Origin of the sequence: Streptomyces sp. NPDC048349 (assembly GCF_040651925.1) — a bacterium.
In the GTDB taxonomy this organism is placed as follows: Bacteria; Actinomycetota; Actinomycetes; order Streptomycetales; family Streptomycetaceae; genus Streptomyces.
The window spans coordinates 12,924-31,146 of sequence record NZ_JBEZLA010000074.1 but is presented as its reverse complement, the minus strand read 5'-3'; the positions used below and the strand labels follow the sequence as shown (position 1 = coordinate 31,146).

The window sequence follows — 18,223 nt, the reverse complement described above, 5'->3', positions numbered from 1 at the left end:
GACCTCGACCAGGCCGGGCTGGGGTTCGTCATCGACCCATCGGACCGCTTCACAACGTAGGAAAACCATGGCCGCACTCTGCCATCACGGCCTGCTGTCGGCAGCCGGATTTCCAGGCCGGCCAGCTGATGGTGCTGTTATGGAGCCCTGCGCAGTGGGACGACATCGGGAAGGCCCGTGGGCATCGAAGGCCGGGCGGCTTCTGGTGTTGCCAGGAGCGCGACGATGGTGACGGGCTGCTGGCAGTGTGGGCAGTTGCGGGTCGCTGTGGGTTCGAGCGGGTCACGCTCGGCAGGAGGACATACAGGACCGGGCACCCCGTCGGCACAGACGGCGATAGTCAGGCGCCGGGCTGGAGCGGGGCCTGCGTACCGGCGGATGATCGGCTCCAGGTAGTCCACGTGCGGTCCGGCCAGGTCGGCCAGCTAGGCCGGCGAGCGCACGAGCGCGAGTCCGTCGAGGTTCGGGCTCGCGCCCTCCGCGAGTTCCGCCGTCACGGCAGCGAAACGTTCATGCAGCTCGACCTCCGGCCGGGCCGGGGCGAGGTAGGTCAGCCCGAGGCTGCCGATCTCGCCCCGGGCCACCGTCCACAACCGCAGCTCGTCCGGGCTGAAATCACCCCCGGTCGCCTCGGACAGTTCGCGTGCGGCCTGGCCTCGCAGAGCGGCCCCACCCAGAGCTTCGCCGCCTCCGGGGGCTCCTGCTCCGCGGACCCGCCCGGCAGCTGCCACCGCCCGGGGGCCGCCGTCGAGGGCGACATCCTCACCATGAGGACCCGGCCGTCGTCCGTCGGCTGGACGGCGTTCACGAACAACGACGGCAATGCCACCGTGCCAGGCACCCGGCGCAGAGCATAGCGGCGTGGCGGTACGTCACCGGCACCCAGCGCAGAAACAGCGTGCGCTGGTCCTCCCAACGAGCTTCCGCGCAAATCGGGTCCGCCGCCGGGCCTTTCACTTCATTCGAGGCCGTGATCACCCACAACGCCCGCCATTCCTCCTCAGCGAGCACGGACGTGCAAATCAAGGCGGCCTCCGTGGCCTCTTCGGGAGAAGTCGGGGCGGTGGTGAGCAGCTTTGAAGGCTGTCGCCTTTCCCAAGAGTGACCTCCCCTGCGTCGTTGTCCCTCCATGACGGCGGAGTAAACGCCGAGGTCTCCCCAAGCACCTCGGTCACGTTCCGTAGCGGGCGAAGGCGCCGCCCAGGACAGGTGCAGCAGTCGGCTTCTTCTTCGTACCCGCCTGAAAAGGCGCAGGGCCGATCAGGAAGCCGGATGCATAGAGCGCAGCCGGTCCGCGATGTCGTATACGTTCAGCCGCAGAGCACGGATGTCGGTGATCAGATCCCGCCAGGGCTCGAATGTGACATCCACGTCCTTGCTGGAGGCCCGGATGTACGCCACGGCGACCCCGTACGCGAAGTACTCGTTCCTAGCCGGCAGCGGGCGCAGCAGCACGATCTGCTCCAGCAGCGCGGCCGCCCGCCAGTACACGTCGGGCTCGTCAGACGCCAGGGCCGGGGTGTTCACACGGTGCCGCGCGACCGCCGCCACCAAGCCCGAGTAGTCCTGGACGCCGAGCTCCTTGCCGAGCAGCTCTTCTTGCCGGTCCAGAAGCCACCGGATGTCGATGTGCAGTTCCAAGGTCAGGCCGCCCGATTGGCGCTCACTACCGACGGCAGGCCGCCGAACTCACGGTCGAAAGCCTCTGCGACGCCCGGTTGGCCGGTTACCTCCCGGAACGCGGCGGTAGCCCTGCCCAACTTGATCTGGTTCTCTTCCTCTATGGCCAGCTCGGCCAGGTAGGCGCGGACGCTCTGGCCTCGGGAGGCCGCGACGGCGGCGAAACGGTCCCGGGTCTCGGTGTCGACCTTCACAGTTGTGTCTGCCATACCTCGAGTATGCACCCGCGCATACCTTCATGAATACCGTTCTTGAAAGTCGCCCTCCGGCCTGGCCGACAGCCAGTGATGGTGCCGCAGGGCCCGTGCCTGATAGCTGGCGTCAGGGGAGCCCCGGACCGGCGCCCATCGGCCGGCCCTTCCGCCGTGGTTCCAGATGGCCGCCCAGCAGCGATCACAGGACCGACTCGAGGCGTTTAGAGCGGGGCCCGGTCGCCGATGTCCCGCACGTACTCGCAGGCGGTCCGGTCGATGCCCTTGAACTTGACGCAGAGCTTCGCGTCCGCGTCGAACTGGTCGCGGCTCCAGGTGTGGCTGAGGGTCTTGCCCACCCGGGTTGCCGTCGACGGATTGCCGACGGCGTAGGGCGTGCCGTTCACGTACAGCGTCACCTGCCGCGTCTTCACGTTCTTCGGCGGGTTGGTCCAGATCGCGGTGGGCGTGTTCCAGAAGTTGTTGCCCTCCAGCCTGATGCAGACCTGCGGGCCTGAGAAGTGGTGTGTGCAAGCGCTGGAGTCAGCGGCAGCCGGCCCGGCCGCCGAGAGGACCAAGGCCGCCGCGAGGGTGCCCGCCGCATTGAAGTGAACGATCTTCCGCATGGCATCCCCAACAGGGCAGCGGGCCGCACGCGATACGGCTATGGGTGGAAGTCCACCCCGACGAGCGAGCGGCGGCCCCGCCCTCGCTGCAGCGCGAGCCGGGCCGATGAGCGGCCGCCCGCACTCACCGGTGACTTCACCGGCGGCTGGTGAGTAGGGCGGTGACCTGCGGTGGGGAGGTGGTGGTGAGTCACCGGTGAGTCGCCAGCGCAGGCGTTGTCCACCCGTGATGCCGGCGGGGTGGCCGTGGTGATCCAACCGGTGAGGTCGTCGCCGTTTCGTGGGGCAGAGCAATCACCCCTCCACGGAAGGCATCGTCATGGCTCCCTCTCCTCCCCCGCCCCGCCGCCGCGCGGCAACCCCGGCTGCCGCTCCGGCCGCTCAGCCGCTGCGTGCGAAGCGTCCGGAGACAGTCCCGGCTGGGCGGCCGGTCTCCCGCGGGCCGCGCTGGGCGCGGCTGGGTGTCTGGGCCGCGCTGGCGGCCGGCCCCCTTGCCCTGGCCGTCGCCGTCGGGGTTCCGAGGACCACGGTGGCCCAGGCCGCACCGGCCCCCCGCCCTGCTGAAGCGGTCCGGCCTCCGGCCGACCCAAGCGGCACTGCGGAGTTGTTCGTGGATCTGTGGCTGCGCGCCGACGCTGCCACCCCGGAGAGTGCCTCCGCCGTAGCTCTGCGGTCTCTGGCTCCTGGGGTGGAGCTGCCGAAGCGGCCTCGAGCCACCGGCACGGCTCCTGCGCCGGTGCGAGTGGTGGCCATCCGTGAGGCGGCCGGGCCGGGGAGCACGTGGACGGTGGTGGTTGCGGCGATCCGGGACCAGGGCGAACCATCGCCGACGGCGAGCGGGCCGGGCTCCGTGGTGCCGCAGGTGCGGTACTTCGCCGTGTCCGGCACCCGCGGCACTGGCGGCGGTCCGGTCGCGGTCGTCGGAGCGCCGGCGGAGGTCGCCGCCCCGGACGCGTCCCCGGTACCCGAATCGGAGTTCAGCCGCCCCGTCCCCGCTGCCTCGGCGCTGGGAGTGTCGCTGGGCGAGTTCGTCCGTACGTACCTCGGCGGCGGACAGGGCGCGGGTCTGGACCGGTACCTGTCGCCGGGTCTGAAGGTGACGGCGCCAAAGGCCGGCCCGTATGCGCGGGTGGACCTCGAGACCGTCGCCGCCGACGCCGAGATCGCCGCCGGTCAGGCAGTGCCGGCGGACGGGACGAAGGCGCGGGTGCGGATCCGGGTGACCGGCGAGGACGCGCAGGGCGTGCTCTGGCCGCTGCTCTACCGGGCGGAGGTCACCGCGCGGGCCGGACGGTGGGAGATCAGCGAGCTGGAAGCGGGAGTCACCGGCCCGCCCGCGGGCGCGGCCTCGCCCGCCTCCACGGCCAAGGCGCTGTCGGGGGATGCCCGATGAGCACCATCCCCTCTGTGCTCCTGGCGAGTGAGCTCGATGTCTTGGGCGATGCCCTGTTCGATACCGCGGGGACATGGGCCGACAGGGCCCTCAAGCTCGCCCTCGCCTTCCTCGTACTCGTCGGGATCGCCCGTACGTTCTCCTTCAAAGCCGCGATCGGCGCACTGCTCGCAATGATCATCGCGCTGAGCATTTACAGCGCCCGGGACTCCCTGTCAGGGAAAGTCACCGACAAGATCGAGAACCCAACCACGGGAGCCGGTGCGCCCACTGATGTCGTCAGTCCCCGGCCCGGCTGGACGGCCGAGACCGGTCCGGCGGCAGGGAGCGTGCTGTGAGCACCGCTACCCAGCCGCGCGTTGCACGGGTCTACACGAGTGCGCGCCGGCATCCGTGGGTGCTGGGCAAGTTCGGGGACTGGGTGGTGCCGTTCGGCCCGTACACCCCGGCGCAGCTGGTGGTGTTGGGCGGTGGGGCGTTCACGCTGATCAAGACCTATGACTGGTGGTCGTGGGCCGGCCCAGTGCCCATCGCTTTGTGGGTCGGTGCGGTGTGGGCGGTGCGCGGTGCGCAGATCGCCGGGCAGAACCCGTTCACCGCGGCCGCCGGGATGCTCGTGCTGCTGCTGCGGCATCCGGCCGGGCGGATCGGCGGCCGTGTCGCCCGGGACCGGCGCCCGTCCCGACTCGTCGGCCGGTTCGTCATCCAGCAGAGGCTCGTGCCCTCGGCCCAATCGGTGGTGGAGAAGGCGTCGGCGGGCGGGCCTGTGCTCACGCCCGTGGCTGGGCGGGGTGCCGTGGCGGGGTCGGGACTGTCGCGTCTGCTCGAGCAGGCGGCTGCGGCCAAGGAGGCTGCGTGATGAGGCTTCCGTTCCGGCACATTGCCGGTCATCTGCTGTGGTCGACCTCGGGGACTGTGTGGGCGGTGTGGCGGGTCGCGCCTCTGGCAGGCGGCTACCAGCCCGCCCGCGTCCGCGACGAACTCCTCGGCCGCATCACCTCCTTCGTCCGGTCGATGCCGACGATGGAGCCGAGGATCTTCGCGCCGGCCGCCCGGACCGATCCGGGCGAGGTCGCCGAGCGCATGGTCGAAGGCCTGCCCTGGCAGCAGATGCCCGCGTGGGCCGAGACATGCGCGGCCACAGTGGATCTGCTGGCCAGTGAGGAGATGCACGAACGGACCCTGTGGCTGGCCGTACCCCTGCCGCGCAAGGGCAGTGCGGCCGCCGGATCCTTCGGGGCCCTGTACGCGGAACTGTCCGCCGTGCTGGGCGTGCCGCCGGTGGCGGTGCCCCAGGCCGATGTCCTGGCCGCGCAGAAGGACGCCGAGCGTCTGCAGGCCTCGCTCGGCGGCGGCCTGGGGCTGCGGCCGGCGTCCCCGGCCGAGGTCGTGTGGATCGTCCAGCACGCCCTGTATCGGGGGCTGGAGGAGCCTCTCCTGTCCGACGCCGAGCTCAGCCCGCTGTACGGCAGCCGTGTCCACGACGGGCAGCTCCTCTCCCCCTCTTACGCCGACCTGGGCCAGGTTCGCCTTTCCGAGGGCGGCCAGCCCAAGGCGGAGGCGCAGAGCACGAAGTCGCGCTGGGCGGGTCCGGGCGGGTGGTGGCGGGCGGCGGCTACGGCTTCGCCGGTCGGCCGCAAGTGGCTTCAGGTCGAAACGGACGCCGGCACCGGCTACCAGGCCCATCTCGTCCTGGCCGAGCTCCCGCCGGCAGTGTCTGTGGTGAGCGCGGATGTCCTGGCCCAGCTGGAAGGCATGCCGTTCCCCGTCGATGTCGCGGTGGACTTGCGGGTGGTGCCCGCGAAGAAGGCCCGGGCGCAGGTCCAGCGCAAGAAGCGTGAACTGCTGGACCAGGCGGGCCAGTACGGGGCGCAGCCGACCGGGATGCCGCACTCGTTGCCGGACGCTGCCGGGGATCTGGCCGAGCAGGATGCCCGGATGGCGCGGACGTCGGTGGAGGTCGAGGTCCAGTCGGTGACGGTGCTGACCGTTTGGGCGCCGGATCCCGCAACGTGCGACGCCCGGGCCCGGGAGCTGTCCGCAGCTCTGTCGGGGGCCGACTACCGGGCGGTGCGCCCCGTCGGGATGCAGGAGGAGTTGTTCGCGCTGTCGATTCCCGGATCGATGCGGTCCCCGCAACTCCACCAGTTCACCCAGCATCAGCTGTCGGAGGACTGGGCCGCCAGTGGTGCGCTGACCCTGTCGCGGGTGGGGGATCCGGCCGGGATGATGATCGGCCACGACCTGGACAGCGGCACCATCCGCCCGGTCCTGCTCAATCCGGCGGACGCTCCGCAGGTCAACGCCTCCGCCTCGAGCGCTGTCATCGGTGACTTGGGCGGCGGCAAGAGCGTCCTGGAGAAGCTGGTCACTGCCGCGGTCGTGGACCGGGGCGGGCGGGCCATCGTCATCGACCGGACCCCGATCCGGGAATGGGACACCTTCGCCCGGTCCGCGGCCGGCGAGCGGTGCCAGGTCATCGACGCGGCCCAGGCCCGGATCTCCATCGACCCGCTGCGCGTGTTCGGCGGACCCGTCGGCGCCCACTACGCGCTCTCCTACCTGACCCTGCAGCTGGGGGTGGGGGCGATGAGTGCCGCCGGCGCCGTCCTCCACCACGCAGTGGAAGAAGTCGCCGGGGGTCCGGAGCCGTCCATGGGCAAGGTCCTGGAGGTCCTCACGACGCTGGCCGCAACCGCGGGCACCAGCCGCGCCCATGCGGCGGCGACCATGGCCGACCTGCTGCGGATCGTCCGCACGAACCCTCTTGCCGCGATGGTGTTCGACCCGGACCTGCCTCCGGTCACCCTGGGCGGGGACCTGGGCGCCGACATGGTCGTCATCACAACCGCTGGTCTGACTCTCCCGCCACGTGAGGCGGTTGCCGACGTCGAGGTGCTGCGCCAGCAGCCGCTGGAGGCCCTGATCGGGCGGGCCGTGCTGTATCTGGTCGCGGCGATCGCCCGGCAGGCGGCCTTCACCGAGCCGGAGCGGTTCTGTCTGGTCGCGATGGACGAGTGCTACTGGCTCACCTCCTCCGCGGAGGGGTCCGCGCTGGTCCACGAGATCCTGCACGACGGCCGCAAGCACGGCGCCGGCGTCTTCCTCGGCGCCCACGACGTAACGGACCTGGGCAAGGACGCCGGGCTGATCGCCTACCGGTTCCTGGCCCGCACCAGCGACCACGCCCGTGCAGCCCGCGGCCTGGCCTTCCTCGGTCTGGACGGCGAGGACGAAGACCTGCTGCGGCTGGTGAGCAGCGGCCTCTCCCCCGTAGGCCAGGCCGGCCGCGAAGGCGAGATGCTGCTGCGCGATCCGCGCATGCAGATCGGCCGGATCAAGGTCGTCGTCCCGCCCGTCACCCGCCTCACAGAAAAGATCTTCACTACACCCGGCCGCTCCCACGACGTAGCGGCCCACGGGGGGACCTCACGATGAACACTCGCCTGCGGCTGCTGCTCACCGGCGCCCTCGCCCTGCTTCTGCTCACCTGCACCGTCGCCGCATGGGCCAGCCCCCAGGGCCAGCCACCGCGAGCCACCTCCCTGCCTGCCGCGGCCAACGGCGGTCCCTGTGACATGGTCATCGGCCCGGCCCATGACTACTGCGCCCGCGGCACTTCGGCAGCCGGTCCCAACATGGCCGCCGCCGTGGCCGGCCCCTCCGCGGCGGCCTCCGTGGTTCCCGCTCCCGCCTCCCTGGGCGGGTGGATCGGGCTAATGCTGTTCGCCACCGCCGCGCTCGGCGGGGCTGTGGGACTTGTCCTGGCCGTCGAGCGGCGGATGCGATGATCCAGATGGACCGCGGCACTCTTCGCTCTGCGGGATTCATAGCGCTACTCACGATCGTGTTCCTGGTGACGAACACGGCGGTGGCGGCGGCTGCCGACGGGTCCGCGCCGGGTGGAGGCTTGCTGGCACCCCTGGACATCCTCACCCGTGAGGGTGTGCCGCTCTCCAGCTACCAGCTGGAAAGCAACGTCAAGTCCCCCTCGACCGGCGAGGTCGTGGGGAGCGTGGTCACCGGGACCAGTCCCTTCGACATCCCCGGGGAGACCCAGCGGCTCATCCTCAGCGGCCTGTTCACCCTGGTGCGGCTTCTGGTCGGGTTGTGCTGCTGGCTGATCGGCTTCATCTTCCGCTTCCCGCTGCTGACGCTCCTCACCGATCCCTCGCAGAACCTCGCCGACGCCTACCAGCGCGACGTCGTCGACACCCTCGGCCTGCCCGCGCTCCTGCTGGCCTGGGCGTTCGTCTTCGGACTGATCGCCTTCGTCCGCGGCAAAGTCGGACAGGGCCTCGGCGAGATCGCCCTGACCCTCGTCATCGCCGGACTGGCCGCCTCCGCGTTCGTGCGCCCCGACTACCTCCTCGGCCGGGACGGACCGCTCGCCCAGACCCACCGGGCCGCCGTCGAGGTCGCTGCCATCACCACCGACTCCTACTTCGGTACGCCGGCCAACGGCGGGCGGCCCTGCGACAGCGCGGTGGGCCCCGCCCACGAGGCTTGCGTCAACGAACAGGCCGACAGCAAGACCGTCACCACCCCGATCCAGAACGCTCTCACCGACGCCCTGGTCGTCAAGCCGTACATGCTCATCCAGTACGGCCGCGTCCTGGACCCCAAGAAGCTCGACGAGGCCCCGGCCTACAAGGCGCACCTGAAATGGGTCCAGGGCAACGCGAAAGCGCCTCCCGCCGGGGACGACGGGTGCCAGCTGCTGGACGGCGAGGAACGCAAGCAGTGCGAGGCGCAGCAGGAGAAGGCGGAGAACTGCGGGCTGCTGGACCCGCAGACCGAGAAGCGGTGCCGTGAGCTGGTCACGAACGATGCCGGCTTTCCTGGGCTGGTCAAGGATCTGAACGGCGCAGGCCCTGTCGGGAAGTCGGCCGCCTTGTATGCGCAGAAGCCTTCGTGGGACCGGGTGTGGGCGGTGATGGCCCTGCTGGTCGCAGTCATCGTCGTCGCACTCATGATCATCTCGATGTCGGTGGTCATGCTCGGCGCGCAGGGCGCGGACGCTGCTACCGCTGCGGGCGGGCCGGTCGCCTGGGTGTGGGCGATGCTGCCCGGCCCCAGCCGGATGCTGCTGTGGCGGTGGCTGGGCGTGTTCGTCGTCTCCGCCCTGGTCGCGTTCGTGGCCGCGATGGTAATGCCCATGTTCGGGATCGCCGTGGACGCACTCCTCGCAGACACCGGCCCCGAACAGATGATGGAACGGCTCCTGCTGGTGGACGCCCTCGCCGTCGCGTTCCTGGTCCTGCACCGGCGGATCCTCTCCTCGGCCTCCGCGTTCGGCCAGCGCATGGCGACCCGCATGCGGTTCTCGAAGATCGGCGGCAGCCACCTGCGCGGCGACAACTCCGAGTTCGGAGCCTCGCTCGCCATGCACGGCCCCGCCACACGGCTCGGCATGGGCGGCGGGCTGAGTGCCGGGCCCTCCGCCGTTCACGGGGCGTTCGGAGCACGCCTGCGCTCCCTGGGCAGCATGGCCGCCCTGAGCGATGGCACCGGGATGCCGTTCTCCCCGGGCCGGCTCCTCGGTGACGCGATGGCGGAAGGACGGCGCGGTATCGCGCCGCTCGCCCTCGCCCTGCGCGGCGCCCACGCCGCGCTGATCGGCCCCAAGCCCGGACAGCACCCCGCAGCCGCCCAGCTCCACGCCCACGCCAACAGCCATGCTGGCGGCGACGAACCGGTAGTGGACACGGAGACTGGCCAGGTCCTGCACGACCCGGCGACCGACCGGCCGCTACTCGGCAACCGGATCCACGCCCGCGCGTCCCGGCTCCGCGGCTACCGCATCGCATCGCGCACCGCACGCATCGCCTACGGGGCGACCCTGGGCCTGCCGCGAACCCTGCACAACGCCCGCTCCAAGGCATCGCAGTACACGCAGGACGCCCGGCAGCAGCTCAGCGTCACCGCCAACCACCTCCGCGAAGACGGCCACGCGTGGGCGCAGGGCGGTCGCGCCGTCCGTGACCGCGTCGACCACACCGGGCAGGTCCTGGCCACCAAGTGGCAGGTCCACGACCCGGCAGGCAAAGTCCGCGACACCGCCATCGCCGCAACGATCGCGACCGCACCACTCGCCGATGCCCCCCGGCCCGTGACGCCGACCTCGGTCAGCCGCCCCCTCTCAAGCAGCACGCGAGCGGCGGGGGTCTCCGGCCGCCGCGCGAAGGCATCGCGGGACGGGAACACAGCGGCGGGCCGGGCCGCGGCTCCCGACGGGGGGACGACTGCGAGCGGCGGTAGGACGGCGGGCGGCGGTACGGCCGCAACGGCTTCGCGCCGACAGTCGCAGCCCTGGCCGCAGCCGAGGCCTCGCCCGCAGGCACAGCGTCCTGCACCGGGTGAAGCCCGGAGTGAGGACGAGGCGCGGGCAGCAGAGGAGGCGAACCGGGAACGGCTGCGGCGAATGTTCGAACGGCGCGTCGCCGAGGCCGAGCGCCGACGGCGCGAGGGGGGCGGTGAGTCATGAAGCGGTGGAAGAAGATGGGCTGCCTCGGAGTCCTCCTCATGCTGGCGGCGGCCTGCTGCACCGGGCCCGTTCTGTTGTCGGCGGCTGCCCGGAGCCGGGCCGGCAACCCTGCGGGCGGCGTCGATGCGGTGGCGGCCGGGATCCCGCAGCGGATGTTCGCCGCCTACCTCACCGGTGCCTCCCAGATCGGCGTGCACGTCCCGTCCTGCAAGGGGATGCGCTGGCAGATCCTCGCCGGGATCGCCCGGGTCGAGTCCGACCACGCCGCGGGCCGTCAGGTTGCTGCCGGCGGCGACATCACCCCGCCGATCACCGGCCCCCGGCTCGACGGCTCCGGGGCCGGCGGCAACACGACCGCGATCCGGGATACCGACGGCGGCCGCTGGGACGGGGATGCCGAGTTCGAGCGTGCCGTCGGCCCGTTCCAGTTCCTCCCCGAGACGTTCCGCTCGTACGGGAAGGACGGCAACGGCGACGGAACGGTGTCGCCGCACAACGCGGACGACGCCGCCGCATCGGCCGCTGTGTACCTGTGCGGGAGGGGCCGCGACCTCACCGACCGCGACCAGCTGCGCGCCGCGATCCACACCTACAACCATTCGTGGGCGTACGTGGACGATGTCCTGTCGGGCATCGACCGCTACGACTCCCTCGGCACCACACCGGCCGTCCCCTCGGGGAATGCGGGCACCGTCATCCAGGCCGCCCTCGCCCAGCAAGGCCAGCCCTACTCCTGGGGCGGCGGCAACGCCGACGGGCCCTCCACCGGAATCTGCTGCTCCCCCGGCGGTCAGGACGGCCGCACCGTCACCGGCTTCGACTGCTCGGGCCTGACCCTCTATGCCTATGCCAAGGCCGGCATCCGCCTGCCCCGCACCGCCGCCGCCCAGGCGGGGGCGGGCCGACGGATCCCCGCTTCCGCAGGATTCGGCGCGCTCGCCCCCGGCGATCTCGTCTTCTTCGGCTACAGCCCCACGTCCGATGCCAGCATCCACCACGTCGGGATCTACCTCGGCGACGGAAAAATGATCAACTCCCCCCGGCCCGGCAAGCCGGTCCGCATCGACCCCATCACCGCGCTGCCCGACTACGCGGGAGGGGCACGCCTCCTATGAACCCCCCAAGGAACGGGCACCGGCTGGTCGCCGCCTCCGCCCTGCTGGCCTGCGCCGGAGCCCTCCTGCTGTATGCGGGGATGCGCCCGCACCCCGAGGCCGGGGCGCCACTGCGGAAGGCCCCAGCAACCGTGCGGACCGCCACGCCGCTCGCATCCGTGACGGTACAGCCGACGGGCGAAGTTGGGACGACCGGCGCCACCGGGCCTACTCCGAAGCCGGCGGGCCCAACGGGCGGGCCGGGGCAGGTCGAGGGGGCCAGCGCTGCCCGTCCCAGCTCCAGCGGCCCGGCCACAGCCCCGACTCCTTCGACGTCGCCGATGCCGTCCGGGCCCGGGGACCTGCCGCCCCCCGGATCCGGTGAGGCCGCGGACCCGATCATCCAGCAGGTCATGGACGCGGCCGCACCGCGTGACCTCCCCGCGGCCGACGAGGCGCTGCTGCTGAGTCAGGGGCGTGCGGCGTGGCTGGCCGAGACGGCCCGGTACACGCAGGTAAGGATCCAGGCCGCGACCGCCCGCCGTGACCCCGACAACGGCGGAGGGGCGGTGGTGCGGCTGGTGTGGGCCGGGGCCGACCCCGCCGGCACCTTCCTGGACGGCCGCCCGGCCGCCATCCACTTCACCCAGAACGGAGACGGAACATGGACCCGAATCTCATGACGTCCGCGGCCAATGCCGTCGACACCGCCAGCAGCATCGTGACCGCCCTATGGGCGGCCGTGACGTGGGTGTCCGCCAACCTGTGGTGGCTGGCGCTGGCCGCCGGTGTGCTGCTTGCGGGTTGGGAGGCCGTTCAGCAGCGCCTGGCGGCCAAGGCGCTCGCCGAACGCACGCATGTGGAGCTGGTGCCGACCGCGCAGTTCTCGCCCGGAGAGGAGGAGATCTGGCGCCAGGGCATGCAGCTGATCCGCGCCGCCGGAGCCGGGCCGTGGTGGACACCGCGCCGCGCCCGGACGCTGCGGCTGCGCCTGCGGGCCGACGGGAGCCAGCCCCTCACCTACCGGATCGAGGCACCAGCTGGCGCCCACGCTCTGCTGGCCCGGTCCCCGTTCGGTCCGCGGGTCACCGTCACCCCGGCCCCGCCCGTCGCGGAGAAGGGACGCGCCCACGTCGTGCGGGCGGTCCTGACCCTGCACGGGAAGCCGGGATCCGGGCTGCGGGAGGTACCGCTGGAGCCCGACCCCTTGCAGCCGCTGGTCGACGCCGTCTCCGGGCTGCGGGCCGAACTCGGCGACCTCGCCGAGGTATGCGTCGACCTCTCCCCCGCGCCGCGCTGGCACCTGGCGCTTCGACGGCAGCAGATCGTGCGGCAGGCCCGTGCCAGAGCCCGGCGCGAAGCCGCCCGCGAGGCGCGGGCGCTGAGCACGCAGTCCGCCGGCAGTATGTCCGTCGCCTGGGGCCGGCTGCTGGACCCGGCCCAGTGGCAGGGCCGTGGCCCCGTGCTGATGCCGCCGCGCCCACAGCACGTCAACCCCGAGCGCGCGGTGGGCAACCTCGCCGAGGGCGCCGGTTTGATGCGGGTGCAGGTCCTGGTGCGGTGCGCGTCCGATAATGCGGGCCGCGCCGAACAGCTCCTCGCGCTCGTCAACGCCTCCATGGATGTCTACGCGGGCGCCTCCCGCCTCTCTGCGCAGGGCTGGACGGTGGGGCCGGTGCGGATCGGGCCGGACGTGTGGCCCTGGCGTGGCCGCTTCGACGAACAGTGGGCGCGCGCGCTGATGCGGCCCTCGCGCAGCGGGTGGGCGCGGATCGAGGAGCTGGCAGGTCTGCTGAAGCCGCCCACCGCAGCCGCGCGGATCCCGGTGTCGGAGGCGCAGATGCCGACCTATGGGCCGGGCGAGGATCTGCTGCCGCAGGGCTGGTACCAGGGGGGTGACGGCCGCGAGCGGCTGCTGGCCACCCGCGAGGACGACACCCTTTTCGAGGTCCAGTCCGGCAAGGCCGGCTGGGGCAAGACCATGCGCGCCCAGGTCCACGCCGTGGCCAGCGCCCACAACCAGCGCGGGCTCGCGTTCGTGGATCCGCACGGCGACTCGTTCGCCGAGGTCGCCTGCTACCTCGCCCACGACGAGATCATGGACCGCGTCCGCCTGTTCGACCTGACCGTGTCCGGCCCGGACGAGCTGCTTGCCTGCTGGAACTTGCTGGACATGGCCGGCGGGCAGCGGCCCTACGAGGTGGCGGCCGCCGTCGTCGACGCGTTTGCCACCGCCCTGGGCTGGGACGATATCGCAGCTCCGCGTGCGCTGACCATCCTGACCAAAGCCGTCGAGGCTTTGGTGGCCGTGAACAGCCAAGCCGTCGCCTCCGGGAAACCGGAGAGCCAGGCCACGATCTTTCAGGTCCGGCCGCTGCTGACCGCGCCGTCCTTCCGCCATCTCGTGCTCAAGGCGCTGGACCATGAGACCCGCCGCTGGTGGACCACGAGCTTCCCCGACCTGCCCAAAGACGGCCTGCTGACCGTCCTCAACCCGCTGGAGCGCCTCGGAGCAAACCCGGTGACCCGGGCGTTCCTGGGGTGTCCGGTCAGCGGGTACGACATCCGGCGCGCCATGGACGAGTCCCGCGTCGTGTGGATCTGCCCGCCTGGCACCGGCCCCACCGACCGGATGCTGGTCACCCTGATCGTGCGGGACTTCCTTCGGGCCGGCTTGTCACGCCGTGACCTCCCCGAACACAAGCGTGCCCCGTTCCGCTTCTACCTGGACGAGCTGATCTCCCTCGATGCCGGAGCGTCCACCGTCATTGCGGAGATCACCGAGCAGCTCCGTAAGTTCGGCTGCCGCCTGCACGGCATGACCCAGCTCCTGCACCGCCTCGCCCCCGCCACCCGCGCCGCCCTGCTGCAGAACTCGTCCTGTCTGTCGACCACGGCCGGATCGGCCGAGGCGATCGCCCAGATCACCAGCCAGTGGCCCGGTACCGCCGTCACCGCCGAGGACGTCGCCGCACTGGACCGCTGGCAGCACTACGCGTCCTTCACCGTCGCCGGCACGCGGGTAGGCCCCTTGCGCGTGCGCGGCCCCGAGCTGAAAGAGGTGTTCGGGACGCTCGCCTGCCCGGCCCGGACAGGTGCCCTGCAGCAGGCCGCACTGCGCAACGCCGGCGCCCGGCCGCTGTCCGAGCTCGCCGCCCTCGCCCTCGCCCAGGAGGAGACGGTCAGCAGCTTCCTCACCGGCCTGACGCCCCCGACCACCGACACCCGCACCGAGGAGCAATTCGCATGACCAGCACCGCCGTGATCCAGACCGACACCAACGACACCCGCGCCCATCAGGCCCTCGCCCTGATCGCCCAGCACCGCTTGCTGGCCACCACCCAGATCCACCAGATGATCATGCCCCACACCCCACCGCGTAAAGTGCACAAGGTCCTCGGCCCCCTGCGCGCCGAAGGCCTGATCACGCACACCGTTCTCGGCGGCCGCAGCGGCCTGCAGGCCCACTTCCTCACCCCGGCCGGCAGCCAGGCCGTCAGCGACTGGCCCGAACTCCGCGGCCGCCACGCCGACCCCATCACCTCACCCACCGCGGCCGCCCTGCGTGCCGCGCACGCCCTCACCGGGGTCCGGGCCCACCTCGCCTTCCTCGCCGACGCCCGTACCCGCAACGACGAGTACCAGCCGCTGGACTGGACGCCCGAAGTCACCCACCGCCTCCCCGACACCGGCGGCGAAGACCGGCTCGTCGCGGACGCCGTCTTCCACTACACCGCCGTCCACCCACGCCGCCTCCACTACCGGGCCTTCGTGGAAATCGACCGCACGACCATGAGCAGCGAACGCCTGGCCCGCAAGCTCATCACCTACGCGCGCCTGTACGACTACACCCCCCAGCAGGCCGGACGCCGTCAGACCGTGGCCCACCAGGCCTCCACCTACGCCTGGCAGCGCTTCTACCCGCGCTTCCCCCGCGTGCTGTTCATCCTCACCGGCGCTTCCCGCACCACCCTCACCAACCGGATCGCCGACCTGCGCCGCATGACCGCCGACCACGAACTCGTCACCCGCTTCGCCACCCGCGTCCCCCTCGGCGCCGCCGTCCTCGAGGACCTGGAAGAACAGGGGCCGAGCGCCCCGGTGTGGACGCCGCTTGCCGGCGCGGCCGAGCGCCGCGGCTGGATGCAGCTGTGACCGGCCGCCCCACCCAGTACCCGGGTTTGTCCGCCGGGGAGGCTGCCGACTGGCAGGAGTGCCAGAGCGACCACGACGACCTCATGGCCCAGCTCACTGACCGGGAGACCATGGTCGAGGCGGGTCTGATCGACTCCTACAAGGGCTACGTGTTCATCTGGGAGCGCCCGCCCAGAACGCCGCCCGATCGCCGTGAGTTCTGACGCACGAGTCAGTTGCGTGGGAACGCCGGGTCAAGGGCCTGCGAAAGCTCGCGCTGCATCCGGTGGAAGTACGGAAAGCTCCTCGCGGCTTACGCGATGAAGGCCTCTCTCGTCAGCGCCTGCCCGGCCTCACCCTGGGCAGGATGCTGTTGATCAATGCTTTTCCTCAACCCGCAGGCGAACACATAGATGTCACCCAGCGGGTCAGCATTGAACACAGCCTGTGCCAGGTCCAGGTCCAGGTCCACGCCGCCGCTGTCTTCACAGAGCAGATCCCCGATGGCATCGCTGAGACCTCGCAGAGTGATCAGGACCTGTTCTGGGTCCCCATCCGGGGACCACCGAGCCTCGTCCAGCAAACGCCGCATCGCGGCCGCCACACCCCGCTCAACCTGCCCCCACCCAGGCCCGTCCACCCTCGCATCGTGTCGAAGAAGTGCCGGCCACCCGCCGCTTTCAACAACACTCACCAGCCGGCGGTCCGCCCTGGCGCCTCCAAGGCATGCGCCAGGGATCCGTCTTTCTAGTCAGGAATCCGACAGCGTCACCACCCGTAGACCCTTATCAACAGCAAAGAATCAGCCAGAAGAGACATTTTCAGCCATGGCTCGCCGGAGCCCGTCAACGACCGGCCTGTCCCGCCATGCAGGGTGAAAACTGCACTTCAAAGACGTGCAGGCATATGACAAGCCGCCATTCCGGGACAATGGTGACGTTCGATCAACTGCACCCCAAGAACCCCATAGAACCTGCAGCGTTGACATCGTAGGGTGGCAAGGGGGACAGCACCCAAGAACGTTGCATCAGCTATTTTCCGGCTGCCTCCCGGCCCGGGAATACGGCACCGCGAACCCACCGACGAGTGACCACCGGGGAGACCTCCGTGACAACGGCACGACAGCACCACACCCGAACCACTCACCACCGGCTGCTCGCGGCCGCCACCATCACGGCCCTCGCAGTCCTGACCGTCGGCTGCACCACGGACGCCGAGGACGAGAAGAACGCGCTGCCCACTGCGAGCGCTTCCCCCTCTCCCTCAGTAGCACCCACGCCGTCGGCCGACCCTCTGGAGGCCGACAGGGCCGAGGTCCGCGCAGCCTATGACCGGTACTGGGGCGTTCTCACCGACGCCTACGCGAAGTCGGACTCGACAGGGACAGCCTTGAAGGACGTGGCTTCCGGGTCCGCGTACGCACAAAACGAAAAGGATCTGGCGAGCCTGCGCCAGGCCGGCCAAGTCATCACGGGCAAGGTTCAGCATTCGAACACGGCCGTGGACTTCAAAGACGGGCAGAAGTTGAAGACTGCCGTGATCACAGACTGCATGGACATCACTCAGTGGAAGTCCGTCGATCAGAAGACAGGCAAGGAGGTCGCCCTGCCCAAGGAGCGACTCCTTCGGTACATCACCACGCTGACCGCCGAGAAGTGGCCGAGCGGCTGGGTGGTCATCGAGGAGAAGATCCAGGACCAGGCATGCTGAGAGGCCGCGGCGCCACACTGGGCGGTCTCGTTTTATTAGTCATGGCCATGCCTCCGTCGGCCAGCGCTGATGGCGGAACAGGGGCGAGCGGCTGCGCGAGCATGCGCGTCTGCGTCGAAGTGGACATCCCCCCAAAGCCGGGTGGCGGAACGGGGCCCGGCCCCTCGGGCCACGGCAACGGCAAGAGCGATCTGGTGATCGAGGGGGCGTCGTGCGACATTCGGCGCCTGGAACCCCAGCCGCCCGCGGGGAGCTCCCTGTGGGAGGGACACGAACCCGGTGACGGGGCGATCTACATCAACACCTGCGCGGGCAGCCCCGGAACGGCCAATGTTGACACCGTCGGAGTCGCGTTCTGGTCGAAAGACGTTCCCACACCTGCCGTGGACCCGGCCGTGCTCGCGCGGCGGGCGGTCGACAGCATGCTCCTTGAGGGTCCGGCAGTCGCCAGTCCGAGGGCGGAGGGGCGGTACACGGTCGGTGTGCCGCTGTGGCTGTGGGTGAACCAGAGCCCGACGACGTGGGGACCGAACACCGCGTCGGCGTCAGCAGGCGGGATCACGGTGACGGCGACGGCCAAGGTGTCGTCCGTCGTGTGGGACATGGGTGACGGTGTCAGCGTGACGTGTTCGGGCCCCGGCTCTCCGTACACCCCGGCCCGCGGGATGACGCCCTCCCCGGACTGCGGTCATCTCTACAGCGCGACGTCCGCCGGCCAATCCGGCAGCACGTACAAGGGCAGCGCGACGTCCACATGGACCGTGGACTGGGTTGTGACCGGTGGCGGACAGACCGGTCAGCTCACCGAGGTCCGCCAGTCGCCGTTCACCGTCTCGGTGGGCGAGGTCCAAGTGGTCGGCCAGTAGCGGCCCGGGCCGCCCGCGCACTCCTTCTCCCTTTTGTCTCTG

18 protein-coding genes are annotated in these 18,223 nt (G+C 71.0%); 13 read left to right on the top strand and 5 right to left on the bottom strand.

All coding sequences use genetic code 11. The features are described from left to right. Positions 1–425 precede the first annotated feature (425 nt). The 4 genes from AB0D44_RS29925 to AB0D44_RS29910 all read right to left on the bottom strand — a co-directional run bounded on the left by AB0D44_RS29925 (position 426) and on the right by AB0D44_RS29910 (position 2,497). Entirely contained in the window at positions 426–731 is a 306-nt protein-coding gene (locus AB0D44_RS29925; protein WP_362596621.1) for a hypothetical protein, read from the bottom strand. Positions 732–1,260: 529 nt separating this feature from the next. Continuing rightward, positions 1,261–1,641 carry a toxin Doc gene (locus AB0D44_RS29920; RefSeq protein WP_362596619.1) on the bottom strand — a complete coding sequence of 127 codons (381 nt, stop codon included), beginning with the start codon at positions 1,639–1,641 and terminating at the stop codon, positions 1,261–1,263. A 2-nt stretch (positions 1,642–1,643) separates the two neighbouring features. After that, entirely contained in the window at positions 1,644–1,889 is a 246-nt protein-coding gene (locus tag AB0D44_RS29915) for an antitoxin MazE7 (protein WP_362596617.1), read from the bottom strand. A gap of 206 nt (positions 1,890–2,095) precedes the next feature. Next, the gene (locus AB0D44_RS29910) at positions 2,096–2,497 is read right to left on the bottom strand and encodes a hypothetical protein (RefSeq protein WP_362596615.1); all 402 of its coding nucleotides are present in this window, start codon (positions 2,495–2,497) and stop codon (positions 2,096–2,098) included. 745 nt (positions 2,498–3,242) lie between these two features. On the opposite strand from AB0D44_RS29910, the gene AB0D44_RS29905 reads away from it, so the two are divergent. From AB0D44_RS29905 to AB0D44_RS29855, 11 genes are all read left to right on the top strand, one after another. Further along, positions 3,243–3,890, top strand: coding sequence for a hypothetical protein (locus tag AB0D44_RS29905; RefSeq protein WP_362596614.1), 648 nt, complete (start codon positions 3,243–3,245; stop codon positions 3,888–3,890). Continuing rightward, entirely contained in the window at positions 3,887–4,228 is a 342-nt protein-coding gene (locus AB0D44_RS29900; protein ID WP_362596612.1) for a hypothetical protein, read from the top strand. Before AB0D44_RS29905 ends, AB0D44_RS29900 begins: the two co-directional genes overlap by 4 nt. Then, positions 4,225–4,749, top strand: coding sequence for a hypothetical protein (locus AB0D44_RS29895; protein WP_362596610.1), 525 nt, complete (start codon positions 4,225–4,227; stop codon positions 4,747–4,749). The genes AB0D44_RS29900 and AB0D44_RS29895 overlap by 4 nt, the downstream gene beginning before the upstream one ends. Then, positions 4,749–7,328, top strand: a complete 2,580-nt coding sequence (locus tag AB0D44_RS29890; RefSeq protein ID WP_362596608.1) for an ATP-binding protein — start codon at positions 4,749–4,751, stop codon at positions 7,326–7,328. Before AB0D44_RS29895 ends, AB0D44_RS29890 begins: the two co-directional genes overlap by 1 nt. Then, entirely contained in the window at positions 7,325–7,681 is a 357-nt protein-coding gene (locus AB0D44_RS29885; protein WP_362596606.1) for a hypothetical protein, read from the top strand. The genes AB0D44_RS29890 and AB0D44_RS29885 overlap by 4 nt, the downstream gene beginning before the upstream one ends. A 65-nt stretch (positions 7,682–7,746) precedes the next feature. After that, entirely contained in the window at positions 7,747–10,377 is a 2,631-nt protein-coding gene (locus AB0D44_RS29880; protein ID WP_362596604.1) for a hypothetical protein, read from the top strand. Beyond that, on the top strand, positions 10,374–11,492 hold the full coding sequence (locus AB0D44_RS29875) for an NlpC/P60 family protein (RefSeq protein ID WP_362596602.1): 1,119 nt from the start codon (positions 10,374–10,376) through the stop codon (positions 11,490–11,492). The genes AB0D44_RS29880 and AB0D44_RS29875 overlap by 4 nt, the downstream gene beginning before the upstream one ends. Positions 11,493–11,812: 320 nt before the next feature. Beyond that, a complete protein-coding gene (locus tag AB0D44_RS29870) occupies positions 11,813–12,154 on the top strand; it encodes a hypothetical protein (RefSeq protein ID WP_362596600.1) in 342 nt (113 codons plus the stop codon). Continuing rightward, the gene (locus tag AB0D44_RS29865) at positions 12,136–14,721 is read left to right on the top strand and encodes an ATP/GTP-binding protein (RefSeq protein WP_362596598.1); all 2,586 of its coding nucleotides are present in this window, start codon (positions 12,136–12,138) and stop codon (positions 14,719–14,721) included. The genes AB0D44_RS29870 and AB0D44_RS29865 overlap by 19 nt, the downstream gene beginning before the upstream one ends. Then, positions 14,718–15,626: a replication-relaxation family protein gene (locus tag AB0D44_RS29860; protein ID WP_362596596.1), complete on the top strand. Its 909-nt coding sequence runs from the start codon at positions 14,718–14,720 to the stop codon at positions 15,624–15,626. The genes AB0D44_RS29865 and AB0D44_RS29860 overlap by 4 nt, the downstream gene beginning before the upstream one ends. After that, a complete protein-coding gene (locus tag AB0D44_RS29855; RefSeq protein ID WP_362596595.1) occupies positions 15,623–15,829 on the top strand; it encodes a hypothetical protein in 207 nt (68 codons plus the stop codon). The genes AB0D44_RS29860 and AB0D44_RS29855 overlap by 4 nt, the downstream gene beginning before the upstream one ends. 89 nt (positions 15,830–15,918) lie before the next feature. Here the strand turns inward: AB0D44_RS29855 and AB0D44_RS29850 are convergent, their stop codons facing one another. Beyond that, positions 15,919–16,209, bottom strand: a complete 291-nt coding sequence (locus AB0D44_RS29850; RefSeq protein WP_362596594.1) for a hypothetical protein — start codon at positions 16,207–16,209, stop codon at positions 15,919–15,921. A gap of 503 nt (positions 16,210–16,712) precedes the next feature. Between AB0D44_RS29850 and AB0D44_RS29845 the strand changes: the two genes are divergently transcribed. Next, positions 16,713–17,315 (top strand): hypothetical protein, encoded by a 603-nt coding sequence (locus tag AB0D44_RS29845; protein WP_362596592.1) that lies wholly within the window; start codon positions 16,713–16,715, stop codon positions 17,313–17,315. Continuing rightward, positions 17,309–18,181, top strand: a complete 873-nt coding sequence (locus tag AB0D44_RS29840) for an ATP/GTP-binding protein (RefSeq protein WP_362596590.1) — start codon at positions 17,309–17,311, stop codon at positions 18,179–18,181. Before AB0D44_RS29845 ends, AB0D44_RS29840 begins: the two co-directional genes overlap by 7 nt. Positions 18,182–18,223 lie beyond the last annotated feature (42 nt).